Source organism: Gaetbulibacter sp. NE, assembly GCF_025548475.1.
GTDB classification, from domain to species: domain Bacteria; phylum Bacteroidota; class Bacteroidia; order Flavobacteriales; family Flavobacteriaceae; genus Gaetbulibacter_B; species Gaetbulibacter_B jejuensis.
Genome location: NZ_JAOQHY010000012.1, coordinates 1 through 22312 on the forward strand (window position 1 = coordinate 1; position 22312 = coordinate 22312).

The 22312-nt window shown below is 33.6% G+C and carries 21 protein-coding genes and 2 rRNA genes; 10 read left to right on the forward strand and 13 right to left on the reverse strand.

The annotated features are described in order from the left end of the window. Positions 1-71 (forward strand): 5S ribosomal RNA (gene rrf / locus OD803_RS14680); the annotation flags it as partial. Between the two features lie 168 nt (positions 72-239). Here rrf (OD803_RS14680) and OD803_RS12595 read toward each other — a convergent pair. Together OD803_RS12595 and OD803_RS12600 are read right to left on the reverse strand one after the other, a co-directional pair. Continuing rightward, complete coding sequence (locus OD803_RS12595) at positions 240-1001, reverse strand: LytR/AlgR family response regulator transcription factor (RefSeq protein ID WP_262733658.1); 762 nt, start codon at positions 999-1001, stop codon at positions 240-242. 3 nt (positions 1002-1004) lie between these two features. Beyond that, positions 1005-3032: a histidine kinase gene (locus OD803_RS12600; protein WP_129760386.1), complete on the reverse strand. Its 2028-nt coding sequence runs from the start codon at positions 3030-3032 to the stop codon at positions 1005-1007. Positions 3033-3253: 221 nt separating this feature from the next. Between OD803_RS12600 and OD803_RS12605 the strand changes: the two genes are divergently transcribed. From OD803_RS12605 to rrf (OD803_RS12640), 8 genes are all read left to right on the forward strand, one after another. Further along, the gene (locus OD803_RS12605; protein WP_262733661.1) at positions 3254-4084 is read left to right on the forward strand and encodes a DUF4412 domain-containing protein; all 831 of its coding nucleotides are present in this window, start codon (positions 3254-3256) and stop codon (positions 4082-4084) included. 15 nt (positions 4085-4099) lie between these two features. Further along, entirely contained in the window at positions 4100-4570 is a 471-nt protein-coding gene (locus OD803_RS12610; RefSeq protein ID WP_262733663.1) for a hypothetical protein, read from the forward strand. Between the two features lie 91 nt (positions 4571-4661). Further along, positions 4662-5990: a T9SS type A sorting domain-containing protein gene (locus tag OD803_RS12615; RefSeq protein WP_262733665.1), complete on the forward strand. Its 1329-nt coding sequence runs from the start codon at positions 4662-4664 to the stop codon at positions 5988-5990. Positions 5991-6134: 144 nt separating this feature from the next. After that, the gene (locus tag OD803_RS12620) at positions 6135-6833 is read left to right on the forward strand and encodes a hypothetical protein (RefSeq protein WP_262733667.1); all 699 of its coding nucleotides are present in this window, start codon (positions 6135-6137) and stop codon (positions 6831-6833) included. Positions 6834-6888: 55 nt separating this feature from the next. Next, complete coding sequence (locus OD803_RS12625; RefSeq protein ID WP_262733669.1) at positions 6889-7479, forward strand: hypothetical protein; 591 nt, start codon at positions 6889-6891, stop codon at positions 7477-7479. An 86-nt stretch (positions 7480-7565) separates the two neighbouring features. Next, a complete protein-coding gene (locus tag OD803_RS12630; protein WP_262733671.1) occupies positions 7566-8471 on the forward strand; it encodes an Lcl C-terminal domain-containing protein in 906 nt (301 codons plus the stop codon). A gap of 143 nt (positions 8472-8614) precedes the next feature. Further along, the gene (locus OD803_RS12635) at positions 8615-9091 is read left to right on the forward strand and encodes a T9SS type A sorting domain-containing protein (protein WP_262733673.1); all 477 of its coding nucleotides are present in this window, start codon (positions 8615-8617) and stop codon (positions 9089-9091) included. A gap of 369 nt (positions 9092-9460) precedes the next feature. Further along, a 5S ribosomal RNA gene (gene rrf / locus OD803_RS12640) occupies positions 9461-9568 on the forward strand. 59 nt (positions 9569-9627) lie between these two features. On the opposite strand, the gene OD803_RS12645 is transcribed toward rrf (OD803_RS12640), so the two are convergent. The 6 genes from OD803_RS12645 to trmD form a co-directional block, all read right to left on the reverse strand. Continuing rightward, positions 9628-9858 carry a DUF6095 family protein gene (locus tag OD803_RS12645; RefSeq protein WP_243832958.1) on the reverse strand — a complete coding sequence of 77 codons (231 nt, stop codon included), beginning with the start codon at positions 9856-9858 and terminating at the stop codon, positions 9628-9630. Then, positions 9848-10666, reverse strand: coding sequence for an N-acetylmuramic acid 6-phosphate etherase (gene murQ / locus OD803_RS12650; protein WP_262733675.1), 819 nt, complete (start codon positions 10664-10666; stop codon positions 9848-9850). The genes OD803_RS12645 and murQ overlap by 11 nt, the downstream gene beginning before the upstream one ends. A gap of 144 nt (positions 10667-10810) precedes the next feature. Continuing rightward, positions 10811-13039 carry an NADP-dependent isocitrate dehydrogenase gene (locus OD803_RS12655; RefSeq protein ID WP_262733677.1) on the reverse strand — a complete coding sequence of 743 codons (2229 nt, stop codon included), beginning with the start codon at positions 13037-13039 and terminating at the stop codon, positions 10811-10813. Between the two features lie 95 nt (positions 13040-13134). After that, positions 13135-13857 (reverse strand): pentapeptide repeat-containing protein, encoded by a 723-nt coding sequence (locus OD803_RS12660; protein ID WP_332006942.1) that lies wholly within the window; start codon positions 13855-13857, stop codon positions 13135-13137. A 539-nt stretch (positions 13858-14396) separates the two neighbouring features. Further along, the gene (rplS, locus tag OD803_RS12665) at positions 14397-14747 is read right to left on the reverse strand and encodes a 50S ribosomal protein L19 (protein ID WP_129760375.1); all 351 of its coding nucleotides are present in this window, start codon (positions 14745-14747) and stop codon (positions 14397-14399) included. A gap of 289 nt (positions 14748-15036) precedes the next feature. Beyond that, positions 15037-15714, reverse strand: coding sequence for a tRNA (guanosine(37)-N1)-methyltransferase TrmD (trmD, locus tag OD803_RS12670; protein ID WP_129760374.1), 678 nt, complete (start codon positions 15712-15714; stop codon positions 15037-15039). 285 nt (positions 15715-15999) lie between these two features. Here trmD and OD803_RS12675 point away from each other — a divergent pair, with 285 nt between their 5' ends. After that, the gene (locus OD803_RS12675) at positions 16000-16689 is read left to right on the forward strand and encodes a hypothetical protein (RefSeq protein ID WP_129760373.1); all 690 of its coding nucleotides are present in this window, start codon (positions 16000-16002) and stop codon (positions 16687-16689) included. Positions 16690-16729: 40 nt separating this feature from the next. Here the strand turns inward: OD803_RS12675 and OD803_RS12680 are convergent, their stop codons facing one another. From OD803_RS12680 to OD803_RS12700, 5 genes are all read right to left on the reverse strand, one after another. Then, positions 16730-17323 carry a transglycosylase domain-containing protein gene (locus OD803_RS12680; RefSeq protein WP_262733679.1) on the reverse strand — a complete coding sequence of 198 codons (594 nt, stop codon included), beginning with the start codon at positions 17321-17323 and terminating at the stop codon, positions 16730-16732. Between the two features lie 124 nt (positions 17324-17447). After that, positions 17448-18245, reverse strand: a complete 798-nt coding sequence (locus tag OD803_RS12685) for a hypothetical protein (protein ID WP_262733681.1) — start codon at positions 18243-18245, stop codon at positions 17448-17450. Positions 18246-18442: 197 nt separating this feature from the next. Further along, a complete protein-coding gene (locus OD803_RS12690; protein WP_262733682.1) occupies positions 18443-19051 on the reverse strand; it encodes a tRNA (guanine-N1)-methyltransferase in 609 nt (202 codons plus the stop codon). Between the two features lie 146 nt (positions 19052-19197). Then, positions 19198-20646 (reverse strand): glyceraldehyde-3-phosphate dehydrogenase, encoded by a 1449-nt coding sequence (locus OD803_RS12695; protein ID WP_262733683.1) that lies wholly within the window; start codon positions 20644-20646, stop codon positions 19198-19200. Positions 20647-20794: 148 nt separating this feature from the next. Continuing rightward, on the reverse strand, positions 20795-22207 hold the full coding sequence (locus OD803_RS12700; RefSeq protein WP_262733684.1) for a trypsin-like peptidase domain-containing protein: 1413 nt from the start codon (positions 22205-22207) through the stop codon (positions 20795-20797). Between the last annotated feature and the right edge of the window lie 105 nt (positions 22208-22312).

The following is a 22312-nucleotide window of genomic DNA, read 5'->3' on the forward strand; positions in this document are numbered from 1 at the left end:
TCCGAACAGAGAAGTTAAGCCCGTTAGCGCCGATGGTACTGCAACTGTGGGAGAGTAGGTCATCGCCTTTTTTAGAATCCTCAACATTTATTTGTTGGGGATTTTTTTTATTTTATGCTTTTCAAATGATATGATAATAAGCCTTCACTCTCTATGTTTTTTAAGTTAAATCACATTTAATTAATTTGTATGTTATTGTGCTTTTTGAAGTGATTTTTTTGAATAATAATAAAAATATTTCATTGCCCAAATCTCAGCATAGATTCCAAGATATTGTTAATTTCATTTCGCTTTTGCCTTGAAACTGGGATTTCTTTTTTATCGTTCATAAGTACTGTTCCTCCATCTTGTTTAAGAATGGCTTTAACAAATTGTGGATTGATTAAATGGGATTGATGTACACGTAAAAAACCATAATCACTAAGCAATTTTTCTATTTCTTTAAGGGTTTTACATATAAGTAGATTATTTTCATTGACTAAAAAAAAATAAGTATAGTTATTATCTGATTCACAACGTACAATATTTTTTATATCCACAATATGGTAGCCTACTGCTGTAGGCAATGCAATTCTAGAAGCATTAATTACCGAACTGTTTATATTGTTATGTAATAATTGCCATTGTTCTATAGTGGTCTTTTTGCGTCGTTTTTCCCAGCCGGATAGTGCCTTTACGATGCTTTTCTCTGTTATGGGCTTTAGCAAGTAGTTAATGGCACTATACTCAAAGGCGCGAATAGCATATTGGTCATAAGCTGTTGTAAAAATAATATCAAAATCTATGGGTAATATTTTATCCAACAAAGCAAAACCATTAAGATTGGGCATTTCGATATCTAAAAATAGAAGGTCTGGTGGATTAGTTTTAATAAATTCCAAACCTGTTTCTGGGTTGCTAAATGTTCCGATAATCTCATAGTCAGTATTTACTTTTTTTATAAGACTTGTCAGTACGTTTATGCAATGTATTTCATCATCTATAATTATAATTTTTTTCATTGTCTAATCGTTATATGTTATTGTTATGCGCGTGCCAGAAGGTTTACCGTTATCTTCCAAGTCCAAAATGCTGAGTTGCATTTGGGTATGACTTACATGGTTGTAAAGTGTTAACCGTTCCTTTGTAATATTGGTTCCAGCAGATTGATGTGTTTTTTTTGTCTTACTACTTTCTTTTCGTCCAATTCCATTATCTTCAATAATAATTTGCAGTTGTTTGGAAGTGTCAAACACCAATGAAAGGTTTTTTTCAGGTTTATTACTTGGATAAAGCCCATGCCATATAGCATTCTCTACGAAAGGTTGTAACAATAAGGGTGGTATGTTATATTGTGATAGTATTTCACGGGAATCACATTGGATGACATAGGAAAAATTATTCCCTAACCTTCTTTTTTCTAGAGAAAGGTATAGTTCTAATATTTCAAGTTCTTCTTCTACGGTAATACTATTTTTACTGCTGTTTTGCAATATGTTACGAAGCAATAAAGAAAAATTATCCAAATAACTAATAGCATCTTCCTCTCGTGATTGCATGACTAAATTTTTAAGAGCATTTAAACTATTGAATATAAAATGTGGGTTCATTTGCGAGCGTAATGCCAACATTTTCATGTTTCGTAAACGTTCATTAAACGATTTATTTAGTTGTTCTTCTTTTTGTTTTTCAATTTTAGAGTAGACCTGTACCAGTTCTTCAGTTTTTTGGTTGATTTGTTTGTCCAATTCCTTTCGCATATTGGTTTCCATAATCTGGTTTTGCTGTAACTGCTCAATCAATTTTTGGCTCGTCTTTTCTTTATCTTTTTGCACAAGAAACATACTTTCTCCTAGAGCTATTGAAAAACAGAGTACTTCGCCCAAAAGCCCTGCCATAAAGATGATGTTTTGCGAGTGTGGGAAATTAAAAATGCCATTGGGTACTTGGTTTAAGCCACTGTAGAAAACAATGGATGAAAGAACAGAACCTATGAAAAAAAGACTTTGTCCCACAACAAAATATTTCAGTAATGGATGTTTTACCTTAAAAATTATCCAGAAAAACAAGAATAGATTAAGTGGTAAAACAATGGCACGGATAATAATGTTAGACATTCTTCTGATTTCGAAATCGACTCCAAAAAGATTAAACCCAAACCATAATATGGCATAAGAGAAGCAAATAATAGCAAATATTGTTAATGTTTTGGCCAATTTTAGGTCAAACATTTTTACTGTAAGCAAATGCTGTATAAACAAAATATAAAAACCAATAAAGGTAAATTGTGCGGTTTCCGAAATTAAGTTTGAAAAATAGGGAAAGTATGAGGCAAGGTTCGCAATGGTGGCAGGTGTAGCCTGTAAGACCACAAACGCATAAACAATCTGAAAAAATAAATACCCAAAGTAGTAGACATAAATTCGTTTCTGCAAGCGAAAGCAGAATACTAATACAAAAAGTGCAATACAGCAAAGTGAAATTAGATAAACATACATAAACGCTATAGGCGAATCATATTCCTTTTGAGCATTGTCCATAAACTCCAGATACCCATGTTTTGAGTACAGAATGGGAGCGATAGAGCCTACAGCTTTATATTCAGAACTCAATTTTATATAGCATTGTGACTGTTGTAAGGGCGAAAGTGAGAGCTCGGTAAAAAAATACGATTTAGGTTCAGGACGTTGGTTTAATGGCCTGAAGTAGCCGTTCTTGTAATGTTGATATCCATCTTCTTTTTCCAGATAAATATCGATATAAGAGCCACTGTAAAAAATATAGGTAGTAAGTATCTCTTGAGTAGGGTTTTTCAGTTTGAACCTCATCCAAACTGCTGTGTCTCTACTTGCCGTAAAAGTAGAGTCATAAGCTTTCCAAGAAGTACTTTTTATAATATTATCAATCGAAACATCGCTAACGCTTTTTAAGGCTTGCACCTCTGGATTGCCAATTAGTTTGAAACTTGAGTCAATAGCATCAGCCTTTATTTGGGCAGATAAGGTATAAAAAGCCAAAAGATAGAGAAGCGTAATGATAACCAGTTTCTTCATTTTGCCATATATTTTAAAGCCAAAAGCATCTAACCTTCAATTGCTTACAATATATAAAATGATTTCTACTCCTTTCTACAAAATTTAGAATTTGGCTGTCTGGGTTTAGAATTTGGTTAACTAAAGCTACTTTTTCCAAATTCTAAACCCAGACAGCCAAATTCTAAATATGTGTTTTTAAAACAAGTGTTGATGGTTAAGTTTGTTTCAAAACAATCATTATGAAAAAGACAAGGTTCATTGTATTCTTTTTGTTGTTGGGCTTAACACAAACTTCAGAAGCCCAATTCTTAAAAAAACTAAAAAAGCGCGTTGAGGAAAAGGTAGAACAAACCGTTGTGGAAAAGACTGCGGATAAAGCTTCCGAAAAAGCATCCAATTCCATGGACAAAATTTTTGACATCAACCTTAAAAACACGCAGGCAAAGGGCAAAAAGGTAGATGCTAAAAATGTTCCGGATTCTTATCATTTTTCATATAAATACCAGATGAAAATGATCACTTCCAGCGGAGAGATGGACGTAGATTATTTTCTGGAGCCTGATGCCACATATATGGGTATGAAAATGGATGCAGGTATGCCTTTTTTTATGGTTATTGACGATGATGCAAATGCCACTTTTATGTTTATGGAAAGCGGTGGCAACAAAGTGGTAACGGCCACCTCGTTAGAAATGAACGAAGACCTGGAGGATATTGAAGACATTGAATCTCCATCGCTGGAGGATTTAACCATAACAGACTTGCCCAACAAAACATTTTTGGGTTACGATTGCATAGGTAAAAAGTTTGAAAATGATGAGTATGCATTTGTATCCTACTCTACCGTAGATGCGCCCGTGAGTTTTGATCAAGTTTTCAAGTCAGAAATGGATCGTTATCCTGAACCTATAAAAGAACAGTTCAAAAATTATAAGGGCGCACTTTTGATGCATATGGAAATGATCGATAAAACAAACAAAGGTAAAAAAAACACTTCGGGAACTATGGAGTGTGTGGCCATTGAAGCTTTAGACTATAAGTTTAGCACCAAAGATTATTTAAAACTATAAAATACGATTGACTATATGAAATCTTTTATCTATTCTATTGTTTTTATGCTCAGTATGTATGGTACTACCGCTTTAGGGCAATCACTTTCAGGTAAACTTATTGTTGAAGGTTGGGGTAAAAGCACCACATTGAAATCACAGGAACCAGTAGCTCTGTTCAAAAACTTTAGAGATGGCAAGCACAAAATCCTGTTCCGTTTTAAAAACATTTCGGGAAGCGAAGGGTTAGTGCTCTTTCAAATGAAAACTACCATTATCCTTAACGGAAAAACCATTGGAAGCAGCAGCCGTAACGATTGGCCATGGTTGCCTGGTGATATGTATGTTCCTGTGGAAGCTTTCGATTTTATTCCGTTGCTTCAAAAAACGGCCAATAAAAACAAAGGCAAGTTTGCTCCGGGAAATTATGAGATACAATTGGAAATGAAACCCGTAAAGGCAAATTCAGAACCCATAAGTACCACGCTTTCGTTTAAGGTTGGGTAATTTTTAGATTAAAATAAAACATGAAATATATATGAAAACAACATTACAAAATTTTGCATTTTTTATAGTTTTATCTCTATGCACTATACCATTGTCCTCGGCACAAAGCTGGGAATATGTTGGATCACCTGGGTTTTCAAACGGAGGTGTGAGTTATACTTCGATGGCTCTCAATAGTGCCGATGAGCCTTATGTTGCTTTTTTGGATTCTTTACATTTGAATAAAGCCTCTGTGATGAAATTTAATGGGACTGATTGGGAAGCCGTGGGAACGCGAGGTTTTTCTGCTAATTCTGTGGAATGGTGTTCGCTCGCTATAAACAATAGTGGAGAACCTTATGTAGCTTTTCAAGACCATTCAGTTAGTGCATCTCGTGCGAGCGTCATGAAATTTGATGGAATTAACTGGACATATGTTGGTTCACCGGGTTTTTCTGCTGCTGGAGCTTATCATACTTCGCTTGCCATCAACAATGCCGGAGTACCTTATGTAGCTTATAGAGACCACGGTAATGGGCTCGGAGCAACTGTCATGAAGTTTAATGGAACTAATTGGGAGAATGTAGGGAGTCCTGGGTTTTCAGATGATCAAGTAGCCGATGTTTCCCTGAAGCTTAATGCTTCTGGAGTGCCTTATGTGGTTTTTAAAGACTACGGAGGTGCCTACTCGGAAAACGAGAGGATTACAGTAATGAAATTTAATGGCTCAAGCTGGGAAGCGGTTGGCATGCCCAGGTTCTCGGATGATGAAGCAGATTATTGCACGTTAGCGTTTAGTAATACAGATGAACCTTATGTAGCTTTTACCGATAAGGCCAATCAATTTAAGGCTACTGTCATGAAATATAATGGTAGCAATTGGGAAACGGTAGGTTCGGCTGGATTTTCCCCTGATAGGGCTTTTAGGCTCTCACTCACATTCAGTAGTGTCGGAGTGCCATATTTAGCTTACATGGACAGAGATAATGAAGACAAGGCTACCGTAGTCAAGTTTAATGGAACTAATTGGGAAACAGTTGGAAACCATGGATTTTCAGAAGGTAGGGCATTTCATCCAACTTTATTGCTAAACAGTAGTGACGAGCCTTATTTGGCAATTAGCGAAACGTCTTTAATAGGTTTATCCTACCGAAGAGCTTCGGTCATGAAATTCACAAACACCATGAGTGTAGAAGACAACGAAGTTTCAAGGGTTTCGTTATATCCCAATCCAGCAAATGATTTGGTTACCTTGGCAGATTTACCCTATGGCGAAACGCACATAAAAGTTTTTGACATTACTGGAAAAGAAATGTTTTCAACAAATAGTAACACAGCAATAGAAACCATTGATACTGCCAATCTTGCCAACGGTGTGTACCTTGTTAGCATAGCTAATAATGGAAACCTTGCCCATAAAAAATTGGTGGTAAACAAATAAATATAGGAATGTCATTTCAAGGTATGAAAAATGAACAATGAAACACTTGTTACGACCGATTGCCACAAAGTAAAGATTGTTTCGTTTTATTCTGCTTGTGAGGGTTGTAATGACAATTTGTAAAAAGACATAAGAAAAAATACAATGAAACATCAATTACTTACATTTCTTGGTTTACTACTATGTATTTCGGGGCATACACAAACCCATACCGGAAAGCTTGAAAACCCGTTAAAGAATATGCCCGAAATGGACATAGTACTTTGGCCTATGGGGATGGACAGCGCTGTAACCATTGGGAAATTAACCACCAATGGTACTTTGGAATTCAATTTTCCGGAAAAAGAAGCTTTTCAATCTGCCGATACGGAAAAACAAATGGTAGCGGACGATTTTAAATACGCACTCCGTTTTAATTGCATTGGGCAAGACGAACCCAAGTATCCAAATGTTATGGCAACTAGTATAAGCCCCATTTCGTTATGGCACAAAAACCGTTATGTGGGCGTGTTGTTTCCCGTTACCGACGAGAGGTTGATGCATTGGATGGAAGACGAAGCCTACAACAATCCCATTGAGGGCACATTTTACGAAATAGTTTACGTTGCTGAAGCCACCACACTTAAAACCGAATGCGCTGCTACATTTCAGTTTTCAGAAGAGACGGTAAACGCCAGCTACCACTATCAATTGGAACTAGAATCAGGATTGAATGTTATTGCCTATACCATTGAAGATATCCATAAAATGAATTCCAAGGTTACCTCCAACAAACCCAGTAAGGTTGTAGTTAAAAATGTTAAAGCAGAAGATGGTATTAAATGGATAGCAAAATATTTCTAAACAATAGGAAAAAACAAGATGACTTGTATATGTTGAATTTTAAAACCAAAACCTTATGAGACCCATTTTTTTGATGCTGATTTTCATCTTATTTGCAACAAGTTCATGCAAGCAATCTTCAGAAAAAGAAAACAATTTGATTGAAAAAAAGATTGATGAACTTGAAAATTCAACTAAAGTTGGTTCTTGGCAACAAAATTTGATAACAACAGAACCATTGCAAATAGACCAACTCAAGGCTAAATTGCCTAAACAATTGGCAGGCTTGCCTTTAAGAAGTTCAGATTCTCCGGCAGCTCAAACCGTTGTAGGAACCTATAGTGTAAGTACAAACCCTAATCATGAAACCGAAAATATTACAGTCCAAATTTTGGATGGTGCCGGAAATTATGGTTTTGGGCATGTCAATGCCGTCCACAAAATGATTTCCATGGAGGTAAACAACAAAGGGGATAGTAATTGGGCAAAAACCCAAGACCATCAAGGTGTTAGGATTTTATTAAAAGAAGAGCGTGTTAAAGACATCCAATTTTCAGAGTTGCAATACATCAAACAAAACCGCTATCACATATCCTTGACTGGTAGAAGACTTGACAGTAAAAAGCTGTTGCAGGCAAAAACCGATTTAGAAAAAACCAATTTTTAATAGATTGATGCCTTAAAATGGGTTCGGTAATAAGAATGAACTGAATAGGACAATTATAAAAAACGAAATAACAAAAACAGATTCACATGAAACATATACTACACATTATGGTGTTTTTCCTTTTCGGAACCATTTTCGCTCAACAGGGTATTAACTATAAGGCTATTGTAAAAGACGGCTCTGGTAACGTGGTTGCCAACGATTTAATACAGGTGCAGTTTACCATTTTACAAGGTGCCACAAGTGTATATCAAGAAATCCACAGTCCAACCACCGATGCCAACGGCATTGTTGTTCTAAACATTGGTGAGGGCACACCTATTTCAGGCACATTCAGCACCATTGATTGGAGTGCAGACGACCACTACCTAAACGTACAGATAAACACAGGAGGTGGCCTTACCGATATGGGTACGACGCAGTTTATGGCAGTACCTTATGCCATACACGCAAAAACTGCAGAAAGTGTAAGTAGTGTAACCACCTATTCTGTAGGTGACTTTGCTCACGGAGGCATTGTATTTTGGGTTGATGAAACAGGACAGCATGGACTGGTATGTGCAAAAGAAGACCAAAGCACAGGAGTAAGATGGCATGCCGGAACTGTTGGAAATACACGAGCATATGGCAATGGCTTGTATGCTGGTAAGACCAACACATCAATTATTATTGCTGCACAAGTTGCTCTTGGTGATGATGGTAGCACCTACGCAGCCCGTATTTGTAATGAATTACAAATTACAGAAGGCGGTAATACTTATGGCGATTGGTACTTACCCTCGAGAGAAGAATTAAACCTGATGTATCAAAACAAAGCAGCTATTGATGCCACAGCAGGGGCAAATGGAGGCAGCAGTTTTGCTAGTACCTACTATTGGAGTTCTACCGAGTACACTTTCGACGGAGCTTGGGGGCAGAACTTCGTCGGTGGTGACCAAATCTACGGCAATAAGGGCAGCATGGTCAGGGTTCGTGCTGTTCGGGCTTTTTAACTATTGTTCATTGCGAGGAACATAGCGACGAAGCAATCTCATCAAATATTTTCGGTTTCGACTTCAACTTCGACTTCGATTTCAAAGAGATTGTCACGACCTAAAGGTCTCTTGTAGTAGTGATAATTATAAAACAAATTGAAATGAAAAACATACTAACATTCATAATGGGCTTTGGGTGCTTATGGACACAAGCCCAAACCATAGAGAAATTCTCCATAGACAGTGGTGGTAACAGTACTTCAAACGGCAATATAACTGTACTTTATACCATAGGTGAAGTAAACGTACAAGAACTCAATGCAGGTAACATTCTTTTATCTGAAGGATTTATCAGTTCTGATTTTGGTGAAACCTTAAGTATTGGTGATGAGAATTCTATTGATAACCAATTGTTGATGTACCCAAACCCTGCTAAAGATTTTGTAACTATTACCAATTTGCCTCATGGAGAAATACAAATGATAGTTTTTGATATAAATGGAAAAGTAATTGTTTCAAAAATAGTAAATACGGAAACAGCAAGAATAGATACATCCAATTTTTCAAATGGAGTTTATATTGTGTGGTTAAACCATAATGGATACATTATTCATAAGAAATTGCTTGTAAACAAATAGCAGATCTTATTTTGAGAAATGATTTTAGGAGGTAACCTTAAATGGGTAAAAATAACCTCGTTTCAACTGTCTTGAACAACAGCAGGAAAGTTGACAAAAACAATTAAAAATTAAGCAAAAGATATGATTTACACAGTGCCTTATTGTTGTTTTCTATATACAATCTTTAATGGAAGACATTAAGCCTCACATAATATTTAGTAAACCATTGCATCTTATTAATTCAAAATAACTTTTAATTTTAGACACATTTTTGTTGTTATATAATTTAAAGAAGGTGTGTCTGGATTTTTTTGTTTTCTGCCTATTTCTGAAAGAAAATTTATATAAACAGAATTGTAATCCCTTATCAAGTTAGAGGTCAAAATTCAAGGTGGTTATAGCATTGGGACTCACCTCTTACCATTCCGAACAGAGAAGTTAAGCCCGTTAGCGCCGATGGTACTGCAACAGTGGGAGAGTAGGTCATCGCCTTTTTTTGTTTTATAAAGCTTAAGATAGGTGAGATTTGTTAAGAATAAATTATAGTATAATTACTAATTATTAAACATACTATCTAGAATAGTTTTTAAGCCTTTAAAAGCAAAAAAGATAGCTAACCCACAGATTAAACATCCAATAATTAAAATAGGAATATAGAGTGGTTTTTCTTGATTGCTAAATGCGATGTAAATTAGAGTAGGACCAAGAAACATACACAATAAAGAGAGTCCCATTTTTTTTAGGCCTTGTATTAAAACTTCTTTATTTGTTCGTTTAGTTTCCATGCTTATAGTTTTGAATAGCTAAGCGTACACTTTTATGTTTATTTAATAAGTGTTGTGCTTCCTCTTGTTGAATGTTAAGTTCGCTCATGATCATTTTTGTACCTCTATCAACCAGTTTATTATTGCTCAATTGCATATCAACCATCTTGTTTCCTTTAACATGGCCAAGTTGAATCATAGTGGTTGTTGTTATCATGTTTAAAACAAGTTTTTGGGCTGTTCCTGCTTTCATTCTTGAGCTTCCTGTAACAAACTCTGGACCTACAATGACTTCTATAGGAAATTGAGCTGTAAGTGACAAAGGACTTTTATAATTACAGGTTATGCATCCAGTTGCGATGCCTTCTTCATTACATTTTTCTAAACCACCAATAACATAAGGTGTTGTACCAGATGCTGCAATACCAACGACTACATCTTTTTTAGAGACGTCATATTCCTTTAAGTCTTTCCATGCTTGGTCTTTTGAGTCTTCAGCGAATTCTACTGCTTTTCTTATTGCTGTATCTCCTCCTGCAATTAAACCAATAACTAAATCGTGAGAGACACCAAATGTTGGAGGACATTCTGACGCGTCAACAATTCCAAGTCTGCCACTTGTGCCAGCTCCTATGTAAAATAATCGACCTCCATTTTTTAATTTTTCAACTATTACTTTTACAAGTGCTTCAATTTGAGGAATTGCTTTTTCAACAGCCATTGGGACTGTTTTGTCCTCGTTGTTGATGTTAGTCAATAACTGGTTTATTGTCATCTTTTCTAGATGATTGTAATTGGAATCTTGCTCTGTGGTTTTTGTAAAGTCCATAGCTCAAAAATAATGATTTTTTTGCTGCGTTAATGATGGTAGTGACATCCTTTTTTGTTTTTACAAAAAAGATATAACGGACAGCATGACCCGAAGGGTAACGCCCTAAAAATAAAAAAGCTCCTAATTAAAGGAGCTCTTATATTAAATTGAGTTTATAATATTGTTGAAGGTGCTGCTTGGTCGCATTACTTTGCTTTCGATGTCGTCTTCGGTTAGGTAATAGCCTCCAATATTTGTTGTTTGACCTTGAACTGCATTTAACTCGTCAACGATTTTGGTTTCGTTTTCGGTAAGTGCTTTAGCTACTGGTGAGAACATAGTTTTTAGTTCGCTGTCGTTTGACTGGTTAGCCAAAGCTTGAGCCCAATACATTGATAGATAGAAGTGACTCCCACGATTGTCTAACTCACCACATTTTCTTGAAGGTCCTTTACCGTTTTCTAAGAGTTTTCCGGTTGCTTCATCTAAAGTATCAGCTAAAACTTGAGCTTTCTTATTGTTGAAAGTTTCGCTTAAATGCTCTAAAGAAACCGCTAAGGCTAAGAATTCACCTAGAGAATCCCAACGTAAATGGTTTTCTTCTAGCAGTTGTTGTACGTGTTTTGGAGCTGATCCACCAGCACCAGTTTCGAACAAACCACCACCATTCATTAATGGTACGATAGATAACATTTTTGCACTTGTACCTACTTCTAATATTGGGAAAAGGTCTGTAAGGTAGTCTCTTAATACGTTTCCTGTTACTGAAATGGTGTCTTTTCCTTCCTTAATACGTTCTAGTGTGAATTGCGTTGCAGCAATTGGGTCTAAAATTCTTAGGTCTAATCCAGAAGTATCGTGTTGTGGTAAATATTGGTTAACTTTTTTGATTAACTCTGCATCGTGAGCACGATTTTCGTTTAACCAGAATACTGCTGGAGTTTGTGATGCTCTTGCTCTTGTTACTGCAAGTTTAACCCAGTCTTGAATTGGTAAATCTTTAGTTTGACACATTCTCCAAATATCACCAGCTTCAACTGTGTGCTCCATTAATGTGTTTCCTGATGATGCATCAACAACTTTTACTGTTCCGTTAGAAGTAATTTCAAACGTCTTGTCATGCGATCCATATTCTTCTGCTTTTTGAGCCATTAAACCAACGTTAGGAACTGTTCCCATTGTTGTTGGGTCAAAAGCACCATGTTGTTTACAAAAATCGATTGTAGCTGTGTAAATACCAGCATAACTACTATCAGGAATTACAGCTTTAGTATCTTGTTGTTTTCCTTCGGCATTCCACATTTGACCTGAAGTACGTATCATTGCAGGCATTGAAGCGTCAATAATAACATCGCTTGGTACATGTAGGTTGGTAATACCTTTATCGCTATTTACCATAGCTACTGCAGGACCATTATTGAAAGCTTCGTTAATTTCAGCTTCGATTAAAGCTTTTTTGTCGGCTGGTAATTTTTCTAATTTAGACACAAGGTTACCAAATCCGTTATTTTCTTCTACACCAATTTCTTCAAGAATATCTCCATATTTTTCATACACATTAGCAAAAAATACTCTTACTGCATGACCAAAAATAATAGGGTCAGACACCTTCATCATTGTAGCTTTCATGTGTAATGAAAAAAGTACTCCTTGCGCTTTGGCGTCTTTAACTTGTTCTTGTAAAAAGTTTAATAATGCTTTTTTGTGCATTACAGTACCATCAATGATTTCACCTTTCAAAATTGGGAAACTATCTTTTAAAATGGTTTCATTACCATTTTGGTCTGTATGAACAATTTTTATAATAGTATCGTTATCTAGTGTAAGTGATTTTTCGTTGTGAGCAAAATCTCCTTCAGTCATTGTAGCAACATGAGTTTTAGAGTCTGAACTCCAAGCTCCCATTGAATGCGGATTTTTCTTAGCGTAGTTTTTTACCGCTTTAGGTGCACGTCTGTCTGAGTTACCTTCACGTAACACAGGGTTTACAGCACTCCCTTTAATTTTGTCATATCGTGCTTTGATAGCTTTTTCTTCGTCATTTTGAGGATCTTCAGGATAGTTAGGTACATTGTAACCTCTTTCTTGAAGCTCTTTAATTGCAGCTGTTAATTGCGGAATTGAAGCACTAATATTAGGTAATTTAATAATATTTGTTTCAGGTAATTTAACAAGTTCACCTAGTTTAGCTAAGGCGTCTTCTACTTTTTGGTCTTCTTTTAAAAAGTCAGGGAAGGTTGCTAAAATTCTTCCTGCTAATGAGATATCTTTAGTTTCTATAGTAATTCCAGACGATTTTGTAAATGCTTTTACAATTGGTAAAAATGATTGAGTTGCCAACGCTGGAGCTTCATCTGTTTTTGTATAAAATATAGTAGAAGATTTTGTCATTTGTTGTTAAATTTTATCTATTTATGAACTTTGTATTTTTAAAATCTTGCAAATATAATAATTTCAAGCGGCTATCCCTTGTAGTTTATAGGCAATTATTCAATTATGATATTGTATGTGTTTAAAAGCCCAAAAATTTGCTCTTTTGAAAATTTTGCTTGATTAATAGTATTAATTTCTGGATTGATGCTGTAGTTAATTGCCGACCTTAAGTCGGCTTTTTCAAGGTTGGTGTTATCAAAAACAGCATTTTTAAGATCACAATCCGTAAAGATTGCTTTAGAAATATTAGTTTTTGTAAAATCTACTTGCTGTAAATTACAGTTTAAAAAATGAGTGTCTTTAATATTTAGATTTGTAAATGAAGCTAGATTTAAACTACAGGAATTGAATGTAAAGGATAATAAAAAATCATTACAATCATGAAAGTGGAGCCCTAAAAGTTTACAATTGTTGAACTGTACATTATTGAAAGTAGTGTGTTTTATGTTAGTATTACTAAAGTTACAATTGGTAAACTCACACTCCAGGAAACTAATATTTGAGACATCAGCATTAGAAAAATCACAATCTATAAACGAGCAATTGTCGTATTCAGCTTTTGGTAAAAGGGTTTTTGTGTAGTTTTCAGCGCTAAATGTTTTATCTAAGAGTAGTGGTAGGTCCATATTATTGTTTAAAACATCAAATATAGGTGTTAAAAAAACAAAAGCCATATCATTGTAGCTAACTACCTTGACATGGCTTTCTCTGAAACTGTTACTACGTGATCTAATTAACACTTCTGCTAAATCAGCCGTATTGGAATTTACATTCACAATCGTCTTTTTCAATTCAAGTTTCACAGTATCAATGAAACATCTCCATAACTTTCAAAATGTATTGACTTGTTATTCAATGTTTCAGTTTAATTGTTTTTCTTGATGTTTTGTCTGTTAAACTTCGTTTTCACGTTACTTACTTTTCAAAACATTGCACCTATCTTAACATTCGCTTTCGTTCCTGTTACCTTCGAGTACTTTCCACTTTTCTAGTTTTTGTCTGCCTAAACATACAGTACTTTTAAAAGCTTCATGGTTTTTCAACTTAATCATGCCTACACATGCTGTTTCAAAACCTCAAAAAACAATTTTATAAAGAACGTTACTTTATTCCGACTTTAACATTAACACCTTTTTTTATGGTGACCAACTCAAGGTTGTTGTTTAATCGTTTAGCTAATATAGGTCAAGAAATGAAAATTGCAAATTTTTTAGACCATTAGATATCAACTATTTATGAACCGAAGTTGTTAACAATGGTTAATAAAAAAAGCCTTGAGAGTATCAAGGCTTTATTATTATATGGTTTGAAGTGCTTATTTTCTAACTTCTTTAATTCTTGCTTTTTTACCAGTAAGACCTCTAAAGTAGTAAATTCTTGCACGTCTAACTTTACCTCTTTTGTTAACTTCAATTTTTTGAAGTGCTGGTAAGTTAATTGGGAAAATACGCTCTACACCAATTGTTCCAGACATTTTTCTAATGGTAAATGTTTCAGAAGTACCAGATCCTTTACGTTGTAATACTACACCTTTAAAAAACTGAGTACGTGTTTTACTACCTTCTTTAATTTCGTAGTATACAGTAATTGTATCACCTGCACCAAATTCAGGTAAGTCTTTTCTTGTTACAAATTCGTCTTGTACAAATTTTACTAAAGAATTCATTTTGTTTAATTTTAAAATGGTTGATTCAAACCAACATTCACGGATCTCGCCAGAGGTTAATCTGAAATTGGCTGCAAAGATAATTAATAAATACTAACGTACAATTAATAATTAATAATTTTTTGGTGTTCCCAAACCAAAGTGCAAACACTTGTCTTGGTCAGGCTATCCATTATATCTTTTTACGTGTCTTCGTCAGGCCTTGACTGACGTAAAAAGGATGCCATTTCTATCCTTAACACAATACACTACCTAGTCTTTCAATTTAAGAAGGATAATTAATATTGTGTTACTCCTCTAGTAAATCAGGTCTGCGCTCTTGTGTACGCTTGTAGGCTTGTTCTTCGCGCCATTTTTCAATTTCAGGGAAATTACCACTAAACAAAATTTCAGGTACTTGCATACCTTTATACTCACGAGGTCTAGTATATATTGGAGGTGCTAAAAGATTATCCTGAAACGAATCGGTTAGGGCAGAGGTTTCATTACCCAATACACCAGGAATTAAACGTATTACAGCATCGCATAATACAGCAGCTCCTAACTCGCCACCAGATAACACATAATCGCCAATTGAAATTTCTTTGGTAATAAACTTATCACGTACGCGTTGATCAACACCTTTATAATGACCACATAATATAATAATGTTTTCGTGTAAGGATAGTTGGTTAGCAATACCTTGGTTTAAGCGTTCACCATCTGGTGTCATATAAATAATTTCATCATACTTGCGTTGTGCTTGTAAACCAGAAATACATTTGTCAATAGGTTCAATCATCATGACCATTCCTGCTCCACCACCAAACTGATAGTCGTCTACAGACTTATAATTATCGGTTGTGTAGTCTCTAAGGTTATGAAAATGAACTTCTACCAAGTTAGCATCAATAGCTCGTTTAAGTATAGAGGCTTCAAACGGACTACTTAATAACTCAGGTAAAACGGTTATAATATCTATGCGCATGTTTTAAGTATTGGCTGCAAAGATAGGTTTAATTAGATTATGTTTTTAGGAGGTAATCAACTTCAATTATAAATAGTATGGATTCAATAATTTATAGATGCTGTATGGGTCTAATGCTGATGTTTTGCAATAATTTTTGTTAAAAAAATATCTTTTAAACAAAAAAACGTGCTTTTTGTCGGTGTTTTTGAGGATTCAGAATAAAAAAGCAAATATTGTTTTAGTGATAAATGGAGTGAAAGCATATAAATTAATGCTTGAAGAAGGATTTTAAAGTGTAGCGTTATGAAGTTTAAAATAAAACCTGAGTTTTTTTTTAAGAAGTTATTAATTGTTATTTTTTTATTATTAATTGGTAATATAATTGTTAATTTTTTAAAATTCAGTGATTTTCCCAAACCTCGAATAGTTGAAATTATAATCGTCTTTTTTGATTTTGATTTAGAAGAAAACCTACCAACATTTTACTCGACGTTAGCTATATCAATAGCTAGTTTGTTGCTTTTAATTATTGCAATGCGAAATAAGAAAAGGAACCTTAAATATATCGATTGGTTAGGGTTATCTTTTGTGTTTTTGTTTTTAGCAGTTGACGAGTTTACTAGAATACATGAATATTTATGGAACCCGACACATAATTTATTACAAACTACAGGACTCTTATACTACTCTTGGTACATACCTTATGCCATATTGTTTTTAATAATAGCTGTTTTTTATATAAAATGGTTTAATAGATTGCCAATTGAAACCAAAAAGTTATTTGTTGTATCAGGACTCATTTTTATAACAGGAGCTATTGTTTTTGAAGCGGTTTCAGGCTATTTTGATGAGCTATATGGTGTTTCTAATTTTTGGTACTGCTTTTTCTATACCATTGAGGAGTTATTGGAAATGCTAGGAATTGCATTGTTTATTTATGCATTATTAGAGTATATATCTGAAACAAAGTATTTAAAAATTAAAATATCTTAAACTCTTAGGTTGTTTTTTAGAAGTAGGCGAGAACTAGCAATTACTTATAGCCATTGTTATGGTTGATTTTTATTTCGGTTAATTTATTTTTTAATCTTTCAGGTTGTCTTATAGGATTATATAAAAATGGATTTTTCAACATAATAGCCAAAGTAGCATTCTCATCAAAATTCAGTTCGGAAATTTCTTTATTAAAGTAATAATTTGATGCTGCATTTATTCCGATTTTGTTTTGCGCAAAATCAAAATTTCTCACGTAATAATCTAGACATTGTTTTTGAGTAAATTCTTTTTCAAGTTTCCAGGCTAAAACATATTCATTTCCCAATAATCTATTTTGTCCAAAAATAAAACTCATTCTTGCAACATTTAGGCAAGGACATTCTCGTTTGTAATCTTCTTTTAATCCGTCAAACAGAATTCCGTTCGTATTTGTTATAGGATTTACTAATTCATAGGCTTTTGTAAAATCAGAAGTTATAGATTTAGCATCTTTAATTTCAGACTTTAGTTCAGCTAGTCGATTTTGGTCAAATGGATTATTAAAATCACTTTTTAGATATTGAATAAGTATAAAACCAATTAGTAAAATCAGAATTATAGTTTTGAGTAAAAATCTTAAAAGCTTTTTCATTTTAAAGATATGAACAGTTTTAATTGTCTATAAAGACTGTAAAATAAAGTTAGTAAATTTTAGAGAATTTTTTGATTAGGAAAATTAACCGTAATGAGCTATACACGTAGCTGTACACTGTGTTTTATAAATTATAATTCTTAAAATTTTTATTAATTAATTCTAATTTCCTTGTGGTTTCTATTATACTATATTTTGATTCTAAATATTGAATAATTTGATTTATATTATTCTCTAAATCTTCTGTAGTGTATTTCTCTAATCTTCTTTCATAATGACTAAAGTCATTACCAATTTTGAAAGTATTATTAACGAAGTTAATTAGTGGTAAAATTTCATTCAGTTGATTTTGGATTTCATCAAAACTATGTTCAGTACGCTTAAATTTTCTTTTTTTTCGAGGTGAAAGAATATTTTCAATGTTATCATAAAAGAAAAAGACTAAACCTCCAACTGTCTCACTAAGTATTATATTTTCAAATTCAGGTAGAAATTTTAATAAGAAGTCTTTAATAATAATTTCCAGAGATTTTCTATAAACCATTCCTGCACTTTCTTTATAATTAAGACAATTAATCATAGTAGCCTCTTGAAAAACATTATAAAAGTTCGGTGAGAAATTTTCGATAGTTGTATTTTTACTTATAATATTTGGGTTGTCGGTTTTTATTTTTTTTAACCAAGACCTTATTCCCATTATAAATTGTTGAAAATCTTTGTTACTGAAAACAGCCAATGAACCATCTGAATTTTTTCCAGTAGCTTCATATTGAAAAATCTTGGTCAATTTGATAGATATTTCTTTATCATTTTTAAATGATAAAATAATTTTTTCGTTAGATTCAACTGTGAATTCTATAGGAATTGCAACTGATGCTATATGTTTCTTTATTAATTGATTTTCTAATTCAGTATATTTCATTAGTCTCTTATTCAGGCGAGAATTGTGTAAAATAATATAGATATGTATGGTTTTAATAATTTATCTCGACAGTTAAACGAAGTTCGGTTTTTTATTTTATAAAATCAAGTTACAGAACTATTTAGGGTCTATTTTATAAATAAAAAAATCCGTAATAAACTTTACGGATTTGGTATTCATCTAAAAAAAGCAAATCATTATATGCCTTTTTGTTTATTAATTTCATCTTGAAGTTGGCGTCTTACTTTTTGCTCTCTTTCTAAAGCGGTTCTGCGGTGTTCTTCAAATTCTTCTTCGGTTTCAGCTAACGATTTTTTAGCTTGCTTGGTAATAGCATTGCTATTTCTAAACTTGTATATAAAGAGTAGCAACAGTGCAAATAATCCTCCAATAATACTCCACATAAGTACATTGTAGCCTCCTTTGCTCATTTGCATTCCAAACAAAGCCATACTATCTTTTTCAAGATTGGTTTTGTCTAATGTGTCTTTGGTATTTGTAAGATTGCTTTTAAGTTCAGTAATCTCTAAGGCTTGTTTGTCTACTATAGCTTGTGTGTCTGCCAAATCTTTGTGTATGGCTTTAAGAGAATCTAGTGTGTGTGCTTTTAGTGTATATAACCAGTTCTTTTTTACAACTTTATACTCTTGATAATTGTTTGAGCGTTGTATAACGAATTCAAATTGATTGTCAATACTCCCTTCGTTTAATGATAATTTGTCTTCTTCGGTAGTTTCCTGAGCAATTAGGGTTTTAAAGGATAATATGCAAAGTGTTGTAAGAAAAAGGGTTTTAAAATATTTCATTTTAGTTAGGCTGTTTTTAGCTGTGGTTAATTTTGAACAATATAGCAATTTCTATTTGTTTTTGATTATTTTTTAAGCAAATAGCCTCACATTTTGTGAGGCTATTTTATATACGAACGGTTTTGTGTTTTGGACGTTTTAGTCTATTAATAATAGGTGTAGCGTCTTACTTTTGCAATATATTTTGCTAACCTAATCACTTGATGGCTATAACCATACTCATTATCATACCATATATATAGTATCACATTTTTACCATCTTTTCTAACAATGGTTGCTTTACTATCATAGATTGAAGGAGCAGAGCTACCTACGATATCGCTAGATACCAATTCGTCGCTCATTTCATATTTAATTTGTTCTACTAGGTCACCTTCAAGTGCATATTTTTTCATAATGGTATTGATACCTTCAACAGATGTTGATTTCTCTAATTCCAAATTTAAAATCGCTAAAGAGCCATTTGGTACAGGAACTCTAATTGCATTAGAAGTTAATTTCCCTTCTAAAGATGGTAATGCTTTAGAAACTGCGCTTCCTGCTCCAGTTTCGGTAATAACCATGTTAAGTGCTGCTGCACGACCACGACGGTATTTTTTATGGAAATTATCAACTAAATTTTGATCGTTGGTATAGGCGTGGATAGTTTCTAAATGACCAGTTTTTACTCCAAAAGTGTCTTCAACAGCTTTTAATACAGGTGTAATTGCGTTGGTTGTACAAGATGCTGCTGAAAAGATATTGATGTTGTCAGGATTGTTTTCAAGATGATTAACACCATGAACAATATTTGGAACACCTTTACCAGGAGCTGTAAGTAATACTTTATCAACACCTTTTGATTTTAAGTGTCTGCTTAAAGCTTCATTGTCTCTAAAGGCTCCAGTATTGTCAATTACTAAGGCTTTATCAATTCCGTATTTGGTATAGTCGATATCTTCTGGTGCATTTGCTGAAATAATATTTACAGTTGTACCATTTATAATTAAAGCGCTGTTTTTTACATCGGCAACAACAGTTCCTGGGAAATCACCATGAACAGAGTCGTTACGTAATAAAGATGCTCTTTTTTCTAAAACAGTTTGGTCTATTGCGCCTCTTGTAACAATAGCTCTTAAGCGTAATTGACTTCCTTTTCCTGTTCTGGTCATTAGCTCTCTAGCTACCAAACGACCAATTCTACCAAAACCATAAAGCACAACATCTTTAGGTTCAATAGAGTTGTTTTTACTAGCGTCTTTAAGTTTGTTGGCTACAAATGCAGTTGCATTGCTGTATTTTTGATCTTCTAAGTGAAACTCATAGGTTAATTTTCCTATGTCTAGTTTAGCAGGAGGAAGGTCTAATGTTTTAATAGCCTGAGCGATTTCAACAGAGTCGAAAATAGAAATTGGTTTTTGTACAAACTCGCCAGCATATTCGTGTAAGTTCAAAATCTCACTAACATTTCTGTCAATTAATTGATTTCTGAACAAAACAAGCTCTATGGATTTGTCGTACCAAAGGTCGCTAACAATTTTGATAAATTCTACAGTTGCTCTTCTACGATCTGCTTGAAAAGCCAATTCACTTTCATAAGTTTTTGTAAGACTCATTTTATAATGTTTAGTGTGTTGTTAAAATGAAATTTTTTGCAAAAGTAATATATTTCAAACGTTTTCGTAAACTATTTTAACAAATAAAAAACCCTTTAACTGTTAAGTTGTTAAAGGGTGATTTTGAGTTATTGTTATCAAAATGAGTTTACTTCCAATAGAAGCTCTCTTTTTTTCCATTTTTGTTGATAATTTCAAACTTTAATGGGTCATTACTTGATTTATTTTCAAGTGCATGTTTTACTTCATCAATACTGTTTACAGATTTATCATTTATAGCTGTAACAATGCTTCCTTCTTCAATACCATTCTTTTTCCAAAAACGCTCATATGTTTTGTCTAACGATGAAATTTTAACACCATTTTGAGCATCTAATTTTCTTAAGTCTTTCTCTTTGGCATTTTTAACCAACCCAATAATAGGAAGTTGTAAGGTTTGATTCCTTATTAAAGTTACAGGAACAATTTTAGTGTCGTTGTCTCTTAATAATGTTACGTTTACAACATCATCAGGACGTTTGGTGCTTAAATATCCTTTTAGGTCAGAAAACTTAGAAATTTTAATATCATCTAGTTTTTTAATAACGTCACCACTTTGTATTCCTGCCAAATCAGCACCAGAGTCTTCTTCAACACTGTTTACATAAAATCCTTCAGTAGTAGCAACACCTAACTCTTCGGCATATTTACTATTTAATGATCCACCAGTTACTCCTAAAATTCCATTTTGAACATCACCATACTCCATAATATCTTCAACCACTTTTCTTGCAATGTTACTTGGTACAGCAAAAGAATATCCAATGTAAGATCCAGTTTGTGATGAAATAGCTGTGTTTATTCCTACCAAATCACCATTAGCATTTACCAAAGCACCACCTGAGTTTCCTGGGTTTACAGCAGCATCAGTTTGAATAAACGACTGATGGTTTTGACCTGTTAAATCTCTTGACTTCGCACTGATAATTCCTGCAGTAACAGTAGAAGTAAGGTTAAAAGGGTTACCAACTGCTAAAACCCATTCGCCAATTTTAGCTTGATCAGAATCTCCAAAAGTTACAAAAGGAAGTTCTTCATCGGTATCAATTTTTAAAAGTGCGATATCTGTTTTTTCATCACTACCAATCAATTTAGCATCATAAATTTTATTGTCGTTAGAAGTAATAGATATTTGATTTGCACCATTAATAACATGATTGTTGGTTATAATATATCCATCGGGAGAAATAATAACACCACTACCTGTTCCTACTTGAGCACGCTGAGAATTTCTTCCGTAGAATAAATCTTCAAATGAAGTTGGCCCTTTTACAATAGTTGTATTTTTAACGTGTACCACAGCGTGTACTGTTTTTTCGGCTGCATCAACAAAATCAGGAATATTTGAAATGTTATAAGCGCTTGTTACAGTATTGTTTGTGGGCAGAAAAGATACCTGCTCATTATTATTTGTATTAGATGCCAAAGCACTGTTGTCTTGTTCTAAAAATAGCTTGTAGGCGGATAATGTTATAATTCCACCTAATACTGAAACTAAAACTAAGGTTAAAATCTTTTTCATTTGTTTTATTAGGTTTTGAGTTATGATTTGATAATTATTTAACGATTAAAATTAACTATTTATTGAATTAACAGTTTCAATTTAACGATTTTTAACGTCGCATTT